At 55.7% G+C, this 12,594-nt stretch carries 13 protein-coding genes and 3 tRNA genes; 7 read left to right on the plus strand and 9 right to left on the minus strand.

What is annotated here, in order from left to right; genetic code table 11:
* The first annotated feature begins 69 nt into the window (after nucleotides 1-69).
* The gene (locus tag FQB27_RS06385) at nucleotides 70-900 is read left to right on the plus strand and encodes an RNA polymerase factor sigma-32 (protein WP_206374365.1); all 831 of its coding nucleotides are present in this window, start codon (nucleotides 70-72) and stop codon (nucleotides 898-900) included.
* A 19-nt stretch (nucleotides 901-919) separates the two neighbouring features.
* Here the strand turns inward: FQB27_RS06385 and FQB27_RS06390 are convergent, their stop codons facing one another.
* Entirely contained in the window at nucleotides 920-1,627 is a 708-nt protein-coding gene (locus FQB27_RS06390) for an SOS response-associated peptidase (RefSeq protein WP_169559997.1), read from the minus strand.
* Between the two features lie 254 nt (nucleotides 1,628-1,881).
* On the opposite strand from FQB27_RS06390, the gene FQB27_RS06395 reads away from it, so the two are divergent.
* Nucleotides 1,882-2,370 carry a pentapeptide repeat-containing protein gene (locus tag FQB27_RS06395; protein WP_169559998.1) on the plus strand — a complete coding sequence of 163 codons (489 nt, stop codon included), beginning with the start codon at nucleotides 1,882-1,884 and terminating at the stop codon, nucleotides 2,368-2,370.
* Nucleotides 2,371-2,548: 178 nt separating this feature from the next.
* The gene (locus FQB27_RS06400) at nucleotides 2,549-2,728 is read left to right on the plus strand and encodes a hypothetical protein (protein ID WP_169559999.1); all 180 of its coding nucleotides are present in this window, start codon (nucleotides 2,549-2,551) and stop codon (nucleotides 2,726-2,728) included.
* A gap of 36 nt (nucleotides 2,729-2,764) precedes the next feature.
* Here the strand turns inward: FQB27_RS06400 and FQB27_RS06405 are convergent, their stop codons facing one another.
* On the minus strand, nucleotides 2,765-3,511 hold the full coding sequence (locus FQB27_RS06405; RefSeq protein ID WP_169560000.1) for a cytochrome c biogenesis CcdA family protein: 747 nt from the start codon (nucleotides 3,509-3,511) through the stop codon (nucleotides 2,765-2,767).
* Nucleotides 3,512-3,728: 217 nt separating this feature from the next.
* On the opposite strand from FQB27_RS06405, the gene FQB27_RS06410 reads away from it, so the two are divergent.
* A complete protein-coding gene (locus tag FQB27_RS06410; RefSeq protein ID WP_169560001.1) occupies nucleotides 3,729-4,712 on the plus strand; it encodes an NADPH:quinone oxidoreductase family protein in 984 nt (327 codons plus the stop codon).
* 60 nt (nucleotides 4,713-4,772) lie between these two features.
* Here FQB27_RS06410 and FQB27_RS06415 read toward each other — a convergent pair whose 3' ends face one another.
* On the minus strand, nucleotides 4,773-5,093 hold the full coding sequence (locus tag FQB27_RS06415; protein WP_169560002.1) for an ArsR/SmtB family transcription factor: 321 nt from the start codon (nucleotides 5,091-5,093) through the stop codon (nucleotides 4,773-4,775).
* A gap of 829 nt (nucleotides 5,094-5,922) precedes the next feature.
* Between FQB27_RS06415 and FQB27_RS06420 the strand changes: the two genes are divergently transcribed.
* Entirely contained in the window at nucleotides 5,923-6,609 is a 687-nt protein-coding gene (locus tag FQB27_RS06420; protein ID WP_169560003.1) for a cell wall hydrolase, read from the plus strand.
* Nucleotides 6,610-6,670: 61 nt separating this feature from the next.
* Here the strand turns inward: FQB27_RS06420 and FQB27_RS06425 are convergent, their stop codons facing one another.
* From FQB27_RS06425 to rlmB, 6 genes are all read right to left on the minus strand, one after another.
* The gene (locus FQB27_RS06425; protein ID WP_169560004.1) at nucleotides 6,671-7,552 is read right to left on the minus strand and encodes a DMT family transporter; all 882 of its coding nucleotides are present in this window, start codon (nucleotides 7,550-7,552) and stop codon (nucleotides 6,671-6,673) included.
* 133 nt (nucleotides 7,553-7,685) lie between these two features.
* Nucleotides 7,686-8,105, minus strand: a complete 420-nt coding sequence (locus tag FQB27_RS06430) for a c-type cytochrome (RefSeq protein WP_206374367.1) — start codon at nucleotides 8,103-8,105, stop codon at nucleotides 7,686-7,688.
* Nucleotides 8,102-8,494 carry a Cu(I)-responsive transcriptional regulator gene (cueR, locus tag FQB27_RS06435; protein WP_169560005.1) on the minus strand — a complete coding sequence of 131 codons (393 nt, stop codon included), beginning with the start codon at nucleotides 8,492-8,494 and terminating at the stop codon, nucleotides 8,102-8,104. Before cueR ends, FQB27_RS06430 begins: the two co-directional genes overlap by 4 nt.
* 14 nt (nucleotides 8,495-8,508) lie before the next feature.
* Complete coding sequence (locus FQB27_RS06440; protein WP_169560006.1) at nucleotides 8,509-10,857, minus strand: heavy metal translocating P-type ATPase; 2,349 nt, start codon at nucleotides 10,855-10,857, stop codon at nucleotides 8,509-8,511.
* A gap of 199 nt (nucleotides 10,858-11,056) precedes the next feature.
* Nucleotides 11,057-11,132 (minus strand) — tRNA-Thr (locus FQB27_RS06445).
* 101 nt (nucleotides 11,133-11,233) lie between these two features.
* Nucleotides 11,234-12,097 carry a 23S rRNA (guanosine(2251)-2'-O)-methyltransferase RlmB gene (gene rlmB, locus FQB27_RS06450; RefSeq protein ID WP_206374369.1) on the minus strand — a complete coding sequence of 288 codons (864 nt, stop codon included), beginning with the start codon at nucleotides 12,095-12,097 and terminating at the stop codon, nucleotides 11,234-11,236.
* A 150-nt stretch (nucleotides 12,098-12,247) separates the two neighbouring features.
* Between rlmB and FQB27_RS06455 the strand changes: the two genes are divergently transcribed.
* Together FQB27_RS06455 and FQB27_RS06460 are read left to right on the plus strand one after the other, a co-directional pair.
* Nucleotides 12,248-12,332 (plus strand) — tRNA-Tyr (locus FQB27_RS06455).
* A gap of 45 nt (nucleotides 12,333-12,377) precedes the next feature.
* Nucleotides 12,378-12,451, plus strand: a tRNA-Gly gene (locus FQB27_RS06460).
* Nucleotides 12,452-12,594 lie beyond the last annotated feature (143 nt).

Below are 12,594 nucleotides of genomic sequence, written 5' to 3' on the forward strand. Positions count from 1 at the left end.
GAACCGCAAATGCCCACAAAAGACGCTACAAACACCGTAAAAAGAAACAGAGCGTTCATTTCATCAGCGATGTCTGTGCCAATGCTGACCCGCGAGAGGGAGTTTGAATTGGCCAGGCGCTGGCGGGATGAAGAAGACGAAAAGGCGTTGCATGAGCTTGTATCGGCTTATGTCCGTCTGGTTGTCTCTATGGCTTCGAAATTCAACAATTATGGCCTGCCTCTTGGGGATCTGGTACAGGAGGGTAATATCGGATTGATGCAGGCGGCGTTCCGGTTCGAGCCGGAACGTGAGATCAGATTCTCGACCTATGCAAGCTGGTGGATCAAGTCCGCCATGCAGGATTACATTCTTCGCAACTGGTCCATCGTGCGTTCCGGGACCAGTGCCTCTCAGAAATCCCTGTTTTTCAATCTTCGCTGGCTTCGCGCCAAGATTCAGAATTCCGAGGAAGGAAACCTGTCATCGGATACCCTGAAGACCATTTCCCAAAAGCTGAGTATCGGCCTCAAGGAAGTGGAGAATATGTCCAACCGTCTGGCCAGTCGGGACCAGTCCCTGAGCGCCCCGATCGGGGAGGAAGGGGATGACAGTCTTGAGGACTTTCTTCAGGACACCAAACCGTCGCCCGAGGAAATGGCCATACGGATCTGTGATGGGGAAATCCGGGGGAAATGGCTGCGGACAGCGCTTGAGGAATTATCAGACCGGGAACAGATGATTATCCGGGAACGCCGTCTGACAGATGACAAGATGACGCTGGAGGCGCTGGGCGAACAACTGGGGATCACCAAGGAACGGGTTCGCCAGATTGAACACAAGGCGTTTGAAAAGCTGAAGGTATCGGTTGTCCGGATCAGTCGGGAAGCCATTACCATCCAGCAGCAATCCCGTCACTGACAGAAAGAACCGGCGGGCATCAGAACAGGGCTTGCTGTTTCGGTGCCTGCGGCTTGTCCGTCAGGGAAACCGGGTTCATAAGGTCGGGACTGTCATTTTGCACATTCCCGACCTTATTACTGACAGGATAACAGGCAAGGGGGATTTGCCGGGCTGGTCCGGGCAGGCTGTCCCGATCGTTGCCGGAAAGCCAGGTGCCGAACAGGTCCGGTTGGACCGTTACCGGCATTCGGTGATGAAGGGCCCGGATGGGGCCCGCTGCGGGCATGGTCAGGATCGTGCAACTTTCCACAAGATCGTTATCCGGGGATTGCCACCGTTCCCAAAGCCCGGCAAGGGCAAAGGTCTCCTGCCCCTGTTGATGAATGAAATAGGGCTGCTTCTGGCCGTTATCCTCTGTCTTCCATTCATAAAAGCCGGTCACGGGGATCAGGCATCGATGGGCCTTGAAGGCACCGCGAAAGGCCGGTTTTTCTGACACGGTTTCCATGCGGGCATTGATCATGCGGGCGGAAAGGCTGCTGTCTTTTGCCCAGGACGGGATCAGCCCCCAACGGGGAAAGAAAAGCTGATTACCGGTTTCGGTCGGGTGGGGATGCTTGCGAACCGCCGCGATGGGGGTCGAGGGGGCGATATTGTACCGTGGGAACAGATTGGGGCTTTCACTGAACCCGAATAATTTCCGCAGGGCCTCAATCGGGGTTGTCAGGCTGAAACGGCCACACATGATCATTTTCCCTTGTTGAACATCGGGGCAAAAGGCGTTTGTAACGGGCCGGGCGCGGATAAAAGGCGATGATTGCGGCCCCGTCGGATACCCTTTCAGTATAGGGAGGGGAGGGGCCTCTCGAAAGGGGAATTGGGATAAGGCTGCTTCTTCCCTTGACGATGCCGGGGAATGGAGGGACGATCGGGGAAGTTGGGTCCAGGGGTGTTTCGACTATACCCGAAGGGAAAGCGTAGCAGGAAAAGGCAGTGATCATGACAGAAGACATTCATGCGAATTCCGGGAAAACGGCGGAAACCCGGCCGGGGCAGACGACATTTGCACCCCTTGCGGATGGTCTGCGCCAGCGGGAAGTCCGTATCCGGGAGAGGCTGGCTGTCCATCATCACTGGCTTGCCGGTGACGAGGGCGGAGAGCGGGTTGATTTCAGCCATGAAAACCTGTCCGGCCTGCCGTTGAGGGGGGCGAATTTTCAGGATGCCCCGCTGTCCGGGGCCAATCTGGAAGGGGCGGACCTGTCGGGGGCGAACCTGACCAATGCAAACCTGTCCGGTGCCAGCCTTGCCAACGCGAACCTGCGGGGGGCGGTGCTGGTCAATGCGGATTTGAGCGATGCCGATCTCAGGGGCGCCGATTTGAGCGGGGCAGACCTGTCCTTTGCCGATTGCTGGCGCGCCAATTTCAAGGGCAGCCGGATTGATCCGGCGGCGCTGCATCGGGCCTTGCAGTGCGAGACCCCCTGACATCCTCTTTATATCATATTTTTATGTGATTATGGTTACAAAGCCTGCATGAGAGGGGGCCAGAAAGGGCGGCTTGTTATTGAATGCCCGCCCTTTTGCGCCATATCTCGTCAAGACGGAACGGTTTCCTTCCGACAGGAATGGTGGGATCGTTTCTACATCGAAAGCAGGTATTACAATGAAAGAAAAACTTGCAGGAAGCTGGCTGTTGGCGGGGATGGTGATCGCCCTGATGGTCATGTTCTCCGTTCTTTTTCCTCCCTCGGAAGGAACGGCCACAGGAAATCAGTATCATGATACCCTGACCCTGGAGGGGGATAGCCTCTCTGGTGCTGTCCCGCGGGACAGCAAAACATAACCATCGAGATAAGTGTCTTTTATTCTAAATTAGAAATTAACCGAGTGTGGCAAGGCCGGGGAAGAGTTCCAGGAACCAGTAGGCAAGAACCTGAAACTGGCCTGAGAAAATCAGAACGCCCGTTCCAATCAGAACAGCACCGGTTGCAATCTCAACCTTGTGCATGTGTCGGCGGAATTTCCGCATAAATCCAAGAAATGGCTTGATGGCCAGTGCTGCCGCCAAAAACGGTATCCCAAGTCCGAGTGCATAGACCCCCAGCAGGCTAACCCCATATCCAAGGGAGCTTTCACTGGCTGCAATCGCCAGAATGGTGCCAAGGATGGGGCCGATACAGGGGGTCCACCCAAAACCAAATGCCAAACCGATAATATAGGCGCCAATCCAGTTTTGCGGTTTGTCGATATTGTTGAACCGTGCCTCCCGGTACAGGATCGGAATACGGATCAGGCCCGTCATATGGACCCCGAACAGAATGATCACGGCGCCTGCGATCTTGGACAGGATATCCAGATGCTGCAGCAGCAGGCGGTTGATAAAGGATGCGCCCGCCCCCAACAGGATGAAAACCGTTGAAAAGCCGAGCACAAAGACGAGGGCCATGGTCACGACCTGCAGATCGACTTTCTTTTTCTTTTCGTCCAGTCGTTGTTCAAGTTGATCAAGGGAGGTGCCGGCAACAAGGCAAAGATAGGCCGGAACAAGGGGCAGGACACACGGGCTCAGGAAGCTGACGATCCCGCCGCCCGCCGCCGCGAGATAAGAAATTTCCGATACAGCCATAATCAACCTGTCCCCTTGAAACACATAAGACTGTCTTCACTTAATCCTTTCACAGGAAATATTCCAGTCACAAGATCGTAGGGTGCCTTATGGGATGGCCTTCAGGACAGATCAGGAGACGGATTTCGGGAACGCCTTGAAACCGGTGCCGGGACAGGTCAAAGTGGATACGGGAAAAAATATCCGTGTGATAACAAGAACAGGGGCATACCCGCCAATGAACAGAAGCGCCGTTTGCAGCAGCCTTGAGGGACCGGACCGGATCCGTATTGAAGAACAGTCGCCGGGACTATTGGCCGCAGGGGCGGTGCGCATCGCGGTGAGGGCCGCAGCCCTCAATTTCCCGGACCTGCTGATGACCTATGGGAAATATCAGTATCGTCCGCCGCTTCCCTTCGTGCCGGGGATGGAAGGGGCCGGGGTCATTCAGGACCTGGGGGCAGGCGTGCAGGGTTTCCGGGTCGGTGATCGGGTCTTGTTTCGCGGTAAGACCGGAGCTCTTGCAAGTCTTGCCGATGTGCCGGTTGATCATGTTTCTGCCCTGCCAGAGCGGCTGTCCTTTGAAGAGGGCGCGGCTTTCGGGGTGACGTTCAGCACGGCCTATATCGCGCTGGCAAGGCGGGGGCAGCTTGCGCCCGGCGAACGGGTTCTCGTGCTGGGGGCGGGCGGCGGCGTCGGGCAGGCGTCGGTGGCTGTGGGCGCGGCCCTTGGGGGGCATGTGATTGCTGCGGCCAGTACAACAGAAAAGCTGGATATTGCCCGGCAGTCGGGAGCCGGTGATTGCATCAATTACAGGCAGGATGACCTTCGGCAATCCGTGGCGGCACTAACGGATGGGGAAGGTGTGGATATGGTGCTTGATCCTGTAGGGGGCCGGTTGCTGGAGGATAGTCTGTATTGCCTGCGGCCGGGAGGGCGGCTTTTGACCGTCGGGTTTGCCAGCGGATCGTTTGGAAACCTGCCCTTGGCCGATTTGCAGGCGAGGGAAATTAGCCTGCTAGGGGTTCGGGCAGGTGAGTATGGGCGCAGAAACCCTGATGCCGGCAAAACGGCACAGAGGGAACTGTTTGAACTTGCGGATCGGAAGGTTTTGCGCCCTTACGTCGGAAAAATCTGGGACCTTGTTCAGGTAACCCAGGCATTGAAAGCGATGGAACTTGGAAAAGTTCTTGGAAAACAGGTGGTTCGTATCGACTGTTAGATGTCAGTTGTTACGCCTGTTTAATTTACCGCTGCCAATCGTTGGAAAATAAAGACAGGTTTAAGCAACCTCTGCCAGTGACTCATCTTCGCCAAGGAAGATATCGTACAGGACTTCGAGAACGTCGATAACGCTTTCGTCGTCGAGGGAGTAGTAGATAGTCTGTGCTTCACGGCGTGTCTTGACGATTTCTTCCTTGCGAAGACGTGCAAGATGCTGTGACAGAGCAGACTGGCTCAGGCCGACGATCTTCTCGAGTTCACCGACTGAGCGTTCAGTATCAACAAGATTACACAGGATCAACAACCGGTGCTTGTTGGACATTGCTTTCAGAAAGCGGCTTGCTTCAAGGGCTTTACCCTGGAGAGATGTGATATCCATAATACTCAACCATTTACTAAGAAGGACAATCGAAAATTCCTATCCGCTGATATAACGAAACGGATCATTGATGCAAGCAAAACAATTCAAAATATTCAAAAAAAGTGTGCCTTTTGCAGCAACTGAACAAAATTCATGATCAAATAACGTACTGGTTTCTAATATTAGTCACTCCGGCATATGCAAAAAGTATTATTGAAAAAATTAGTAAAGTTGTTTTCTTCTTATCTTTTCGGGTGATTCTCTCAAGGGGGTCGGGTGACTGTTTCCGTCATCGCCGGACCATACACTGATGGGTGGAAAATATTGCTTCTGTGAACGCTTGTCATGGCGGGAAGCAGGAGGGGGGAAAGCGCCTGTTTTTCAGGGACTGCGGTGCGAGGGGGCTCTCAATCGATGGTTTATCAGGTGAAAACGGGCGGCGGCGGGCGGAAAAACAGATAGCGATTGGCCTCCAGATTCGTTAACATTTTCGCTTAAAGGATGGAAAAATTCGTCGATACCTTAAATGTATGAGAAGCAGAAAAACCAGTCCGACCGGGTGCCATTCCTATCTTTATTCTTCTTAGTAAATTGATTTTAATCGGGTTTTTGTTTTCCGTGAACAAAGCGTGATCGGGGTCACGACCACTGTAACAAGGTTAATTGGTTAATAGGCAAGGTTAATAATTTGTTTAAATTAACCGGTTTCTCCCTATGTTTGGGGGATGCTAAGGGAAAAGACCCTTTGTTATACTAACGGCATTGAAAGTCAGTCCTGTTGTTTGCCGGACAGAAGACGACAATGTATCGGGATATGCAAATGAACAAAGAAATATCAACACCAACAATGACGAAGCGCCGCAATCTGGGGGTGGTGTTTGCGGGTGTCGTGATTTTCTTGCTTTCGGTTGTCAGTATCATGCTGCTGGTCCAGGTGGGTCAGGTGGATACGGACGTCCGGGAACAGTATCTTGCGCGAAACTACAAGGCTTTGAAAAGCCGTGAACTGGAAACAAAGTTCACATCCATGGGGGAACTGGCGGGTCCGGCCCTCTCCCAGTTGAAGGATCTGGACATGCCGGACTACCACAAGGTACAGCAAACCTATCAATCCGTTGATCTGTTTGACCGGGTTTTCTCGCAACAGGAATTGTGTCTGGCGCAGGCCGTCTATTTTGAGGCCCGCGGTGAACCGCTGATCGGTCAGGTGGCCATTGTCGAGGTTGTGCTGAACCGCATGGCCAATCCGCGGTATCCGAACAAGGCCTGTGAAGTGGTGTTCCAGAACAAGCATCTGAAGAACCGCTGTCAGTTCTCGTTCGCCTGTGATGGCAAGTCGGACCGGCCCAAGGACCTTTATGCGTGGGAAAAATCCCTGAAGGTGGTGGCACTGGTGCTGGACGGTGAAAGAAGCGGCGTGGCCAAGAACGCCACCCATTATCATGCGTCCTATGTGAGCCCGTTCTGGCGCGAGCATTTCAACAAGGTCGGTGAAATCGGCCGGCACATTTTTTATCAGGATACCTCAATTTAGCAGGGCATCCTGGATGCTTATATGAAAAGGGCCCCGTTTCGGGGCCCTTTGTCGTTTCAGGTCAGGCCGGGGCCTGAACGGGTTTTGCCTTGCGGAACCCCAATATGCCGTGGGTAATCAAGGTGGCGAAGACCAGGCCGCCCCCGATCAGGGTTGCCCGGTCCGGTGTTTCCGCCAGAAAATACCACACCCAGACCGGCCCAAGGAAGGTTTCCAGCAGCATCAGCAGGCTGACTTCGGGCGCAGGAATGAAGCGGGTGCCGTAGGTAATCAGGCCAAAGGCCACCGGCAGGATCACCAGTCCCAGAAACAGCAGGGTCCCCATGGAGGAGGCCGGTACGGTGGCGGGCGTGGCAAACGGGATCATGACCAACGCAACCATGAGGCCGCTAAGACCGAGGGAGGGAACCATATCCACATTCCGGGCAAGGCGAACGGTTGAAATCTGGCTGGCGATGGAAAGGGCGGCACCAAGCGCGGCCACATCACCCAGCAGGTTTCCGCCGCCAATGCTGTCCATGAAGATGATGGCAATGCCCCCGCAACTGACAAGAATGGCAATCCATGTATTGCGGGAAATCCGCTCTTTCAGGAACAGCCATGAAATAATGGCAGAGAAAAGCGGTGCGGTGGCAATGATGACGAGGGTGTTGGCAACCGTGGTGTTGGTCAGGGCGGTTACAAAGCAAATGGTGCTGCAGGCAAAGAACAGGGACGCCTGAAGCCCGCGCCATCCCATGGCCCTGAGGATCCCGAATACGGCCAGTCGGTACCGAAGACCATAGAATCCCAGAATGCCCGTTGCGAACAAAAGCCCGCGCCAGAACAGCAGGGTCCATGTATCGGCGTCGATCAGGCGGACAAGCAGGGCATCCGGTGTCAGCACAAGAACGCCAAAGGCTGTGACAAGGGTGCCATAGAGATGGGGGGAAAGTTTGGACATGGAAAAGCGACTCATTCTAGGATTTGGGCTTAATCCGGCACTTAAAGGAAAAACCGGGCGCGGACAAGCAGGAAGTCGCCAATTGCGGGGGGAGGCGGGCGAGGGCGATCTTGAGATCGCCCCCACCGGAAGATTAGAAAATACCGTTTGCCGACTGCACGGTGCGGACATAGCGGATGATCAGGGCAATCTCCTGATCAGAGAGGCCTTCGATGGCGGGCATGTTGCCGAACGTCCAGTGATGCTGCCGAACCCCGGCCCGGACGGCGCGGAAGAAGGCCCCATCCCCGTGATGGCCGGGTTCGTATATTTTGTGAATAAGCGGCGGGGCGAGACCGTTCTTGCCGGATGCGGATTGGCCGTGGCAACTGGCACAGTTTTTATTGAAGACCATTTTGCCGGCCTCGGCGGTTCGGTCAAGGGTAGGCTCGGTGACGTTGATCATGGGGCCGCCCGCCGTGTTTTGTGGGGCGGGGCTGGCGGTGAAGTAAAAATAGCCGCCGACAAGAGCCGCGCCGAGCGCCGCGCCCATGGCCCATTTGGGCAGTTTCATGCTTGTTCTCCTGCAATTTCATCCAGAATGGGGCAATCCGGGCGATTGTCCCCATGGCATTCGCCGGCCAGCTTGCTGAGCATCTTTTTCATGTCCTGAAGCTGGCCGATTTTCTTTTCTATTTCTGTTACCTTGTGAAGGGCGAGGGATTTCACCTCGCCGCTGGACCGGTTCTGGTCCCGATACAGAGACAACAGGACCCGGCATTCCTCGATTGAGAAGCCAAGACTTCTGGCCCGCCCGACAAATTTCAGGCAGTGCAGGTCGTCTTCCGAATAATCCCGGTATCCATTATCCGCCCGGAGGGGCTGCACCAGATCAATCGTCTCGTAATATCGGAGGGTCTTGGCAGGCAGCCCGGAGCGTTCTGCAGCGGTTCCAATATTCATGGGATGGCAGCCTCCTAGTCCAGATTGGCCTTGCGCAGGCGCAGGGCGTTGGTAATGACGGATACGGAAGACAGGCTCATGGCCGCAGCGGCGATCATGGGCGATAGCAGCGTGCCGGTCACCGGGTACAGAATGCCCGCAGCGATGGGCACCCCGAGGAAGTTATAGGCAAAAGCAAAAAACAGGTTCTGCTTGATATTCTGCAAGGTCTTGCGTGACAGCTTGTAGGCCCGGGTGACACCGGTCAGGTCCCCTTTCAACAGGGTGATGGAGGAACTGCCGATGGCCACATCGGTGCCGGATCCCATGGCAATCCCCACATTGGCAGAGGCAAGGGCCGGGGCATCGTTGATCCCGTCGCCAGCCATGGCGACAATATTCCCTTCAGAGCGCAGGCGATCGACCAGTGCTTTCTTGTCTGCGGGGCGCATGCTGGCATGGGTCTGGTCGATTTTCAGTTGCCGGGCGACAGCCAGCGCTGTTTTCTCTGTATCACCCGTTGCCATGATAATGTGGACGCCCAGTTCATGCAGGGCGGCAATGGCCTCGAACGCGGTTTTCTTGATCGGGTCCGAAATGGCGATCAAGCCCAGCAGGGTCTCATTCTGGCCGACAAAGACCGTGGTCTTGCCCTGTTCTGCCAGCGTGTCCGCCTGATCCACAAGGGAGGCGGCATCAATCCCGAGGCTGTCCATGAACACCTGACTGCCAATGGCAAGACGGGTTCCGTCCATGTGGGCCGTGACACCCATACCGGTTTCAGACTGGAAGTTGCTAACCGGCTTCAATTCAAGTTTCTGTTCCTCTGCCGCTTTCAGGATGGCTTCGGCAAGGGGATGCTCCGATCCCACTTCCATGGACGCGGCGGCACGCAGCAGGGCCTGTTCGCTGGTTCCGTTTGCGGGAACAAGTTCGGTTACCTGTGGTTTCCCTTCGGTCAGGGTGCCGGTTTTATCGACAATCACGGTGTCGATCTTGGACAGGGTCTCAAGACCTTCTGCATCCCGGACAAGAACCCCCCGCTGGGCGCCAAGGCCGGTTGCGGTCATGATGGACATGGGGGTTGCAAGCCCAAGGGCACAGGGGCAGGCAATGATCAGGACGGATACGGCCGACAGCAGGGCATAGACCAGCCGGGGTTCCGGGCCGACAGCCGACCAGACACCAAAGGCGATGATGGCCACGGCCACCACCATGGGAACAAAGTATCCCGCAACCTTATCCGCCAGTGACTGGATGGGGGCGCGGGAACGCTGGGCATCGGCCACCATGTTGACGATGCTGGCCAGCAGGGTTTCGCTGCCCACCTTTTCGGCTTCCATGACAAAACTGCCAGCTTTGTTCAGGGTTCCGGCCGAGACCTTGTCTCCCTCTGCCTTGGCAACGGGAATCGGTTCGCCGGTAATCATGCTTTCATCGACGGTGGAATGCCCCTCGATCAGAACACCATCCACGGGGATGCTTTCACCGGGGCGCAGGCGAATCTTGTCACCGGCCAGAATATTTTCAACAGGCACATCGCGCTCTGAACCGTTGGCATTGATTCGGCGGGCGGTCTTGGGGCTAAGGTCCAGCAGGGCGCGGATGGCATCACCGGTCCTCTCCCGGGCTTTCAATTCCATCAATTGCCCAAGGAACACAAGGGCGATGATGACCACTGCGGCCTCAAAATAGATGGGAACGGAGCCGGAGGCCTCGCGGAACCCGGCCGGGAAGGCATCCGGGAACAGGGTCGCCCCCAGACTATAGACATAGGCGGTGCCGACACCGATGGCGATCAGGGTCCACATGTTGGGGCTTTTATTGACGATGGAGCCCCAACCGCGTTTGAAGAACGGCCATGCCGCCCACAGAACCACGGGGGTCGCCAGAATCGCCTCGGCCCAACCGGCGGCCGTATGACCCATCCAGTCCCGAATGGGAAGGCCCAGCATGGGACCCATGGCAAGAATCACGACGGGAATGGCGAAAACAACACTGACCCAGAATCGGCGGGTGAAATCGATCAGTTCCGGGTTGGGTTCGTCCGATGGGGCCCCCATCGGTTCAAGGGCCATGCCGCACAAGGGGCAATCCATCATATGGTCGGAAATGATTTCCGGGTGCATGGGACAGGTATATTTTGTGCCCTCGGGGGCGGCCGCCGACTTTTTCTTGTGGGCGCCGGTCAGGTAGAATTCGGGATCAACCTCGAACTTGTCGTGACATCCCTGAGAGCAGAAATGAAATTCCTCCCCCTCGTGGGTGAGGTGAGGCTTGCCCTTGCCCAGTGTTACGGTCATCCCGCAGACGGGATCAAGGGCGGTTTCTGCGTTTTCGTCCGGGCGGGCCGCGCCGCCACAGCAGGAAGAATTCTGATTCATATGCCTGTCCTTATACCTATACAGTCACAAACTAGATAAGGCTTCCAGTTAGGGGAAGGTCAAGGCCTTTTGAAAGGGGCCGTGAATCGGTCTCCATTTCGCGGCGTGGCGCCTGTTATACGGGAGGGAGAGGGCGCGCCGGGCAGCGCCCCAAATGCAAAAGGGCCCCCGCATTTCTGCGGGAGCCCTTTTAGAATTCTGGTGCCGCCACCAGGAGTCGAACCCGGGACCTGATGATTACAAATCAACTGCTCTACCAACTGAGCTATAGCGGCGTTGGAGGCGGAACATAGTCACCTTGCGCACAGAGGGCAAGCAAAATTATTAAAAAAAATCAGGGGGGGCGAAAACCCCGGAATTCCGGGGCTTTCGAAAGCTATGTCCGTTTGGCCACTTCGTAAAAAGCGATGGCCGCGGCATTGGAGACATTCAGGCTTTCAATACGCGGATTCATCGGCAGCTTGGCCAGCAGGTCGCATTTCTCGGCTGTCAGGCGGCGCAGGCCTTTTCCTTCTGAGCCCAAGACAACGACAATGCGTCCAAGGCCGGTAACCGCTTCCTCCATGGATTTATCGGCACGGCCGTCCATTCCGATTCGCCAGAACCCGTTTTCAGCCAGATAGTCCAGGGTCCGGGAAAGATTGTTGACCCGAACCACGGGAACTGATTCGACCGCACCGGATGCGGCGCGGGCCAGAACCCCGGTCAGGGGCGGGCTGTGCCGGTCGGGAACGATGACCGCGTCAATATCGAAGGCGGCCGCAGACCGCAGGATGGCCCCTACGTTATGAGGGTCCGTTACCTGATCGAGAACCGCGAGGGCACATCGCTCGCCTTCCTCAAGCTTGCGGACGATGTCCTCCACCGCGAGGTCGGGCAGGGGAGCGGCCTGTACGGCGATGCTCTGGTGCACGGCCCCTTCGGGCAGCAGTTGTTCGAAGATTTCTCCGTCCACCGATTCAGCCAGTCCTGATTTCTGGACAAGGCCAAGTTCCTCGGGGGAGAGATTGGCCAGTTTGTTATGGCCGATAACCAGTCGCCGGATCTTGCGCGACGGGTTTTTCAGGACGGCAAATACGGCATGATCGCCATAGAGCCAGTTGTCTCCGGACGGGCGAGAGGCATCTTTCCGTGGGCGAGAGCCCTTGGAAACTGCGGTTTTCCCGGCCCCGGAAAAACTTTTTGATTTTTGGCGTTTTGGTGGCTTGCGTGTTGACATGGCCTCGCTTATATTGCGCATCGCTTCACGCAACAAGTCGCCTTTTTCAGGACGATGGAAAAAAATTGAAGATATTGAAAGTTTTTGATTTTTTTTGGGTTGACTTTATCCGTGAAATTTCGATAGTGCCGCTCACCTCGACGGCAACGTCGAAAGGTGAAAAGCGATACCGGAGGGATGCCTGAGCGGTTAAAAGGGGCGGACTGTAAATCCGCTGGCTATGCCTACGTTGGTTCAAATCCAACTCCCTCCACCATTCGCTGCGACAGTGCTGTTGAGTGCAGAACTGAGCATGGAATATGCGGGTGTAGCTCAATGGTAGAGCAGAAGCCTTCCAAGCTTACGACGAGGGTTCGATTCCCTTCACCCGCTCCAAAGCGAACTCCTGCGCTATATCAGGAATATGAGATTTCGGGTACTGAAGGTCATCTTTCGGTATCTTTAGGCTGTATGAATTAACGCTTCGGGACGACAGGAAAATGGCCAAAGAAAAATTTGAGCGCAGTAAGCCGCACGCA

Source organism: Sneathiella chinensis (assembly GCF_012720115.1).
Classification (GTDB): Bacteria; Pseudomonadota; Alphaproteobacteria; order Sneathiellales; family Sneathiellaceae; genus Sneathiella; species Sneathiella chinensis.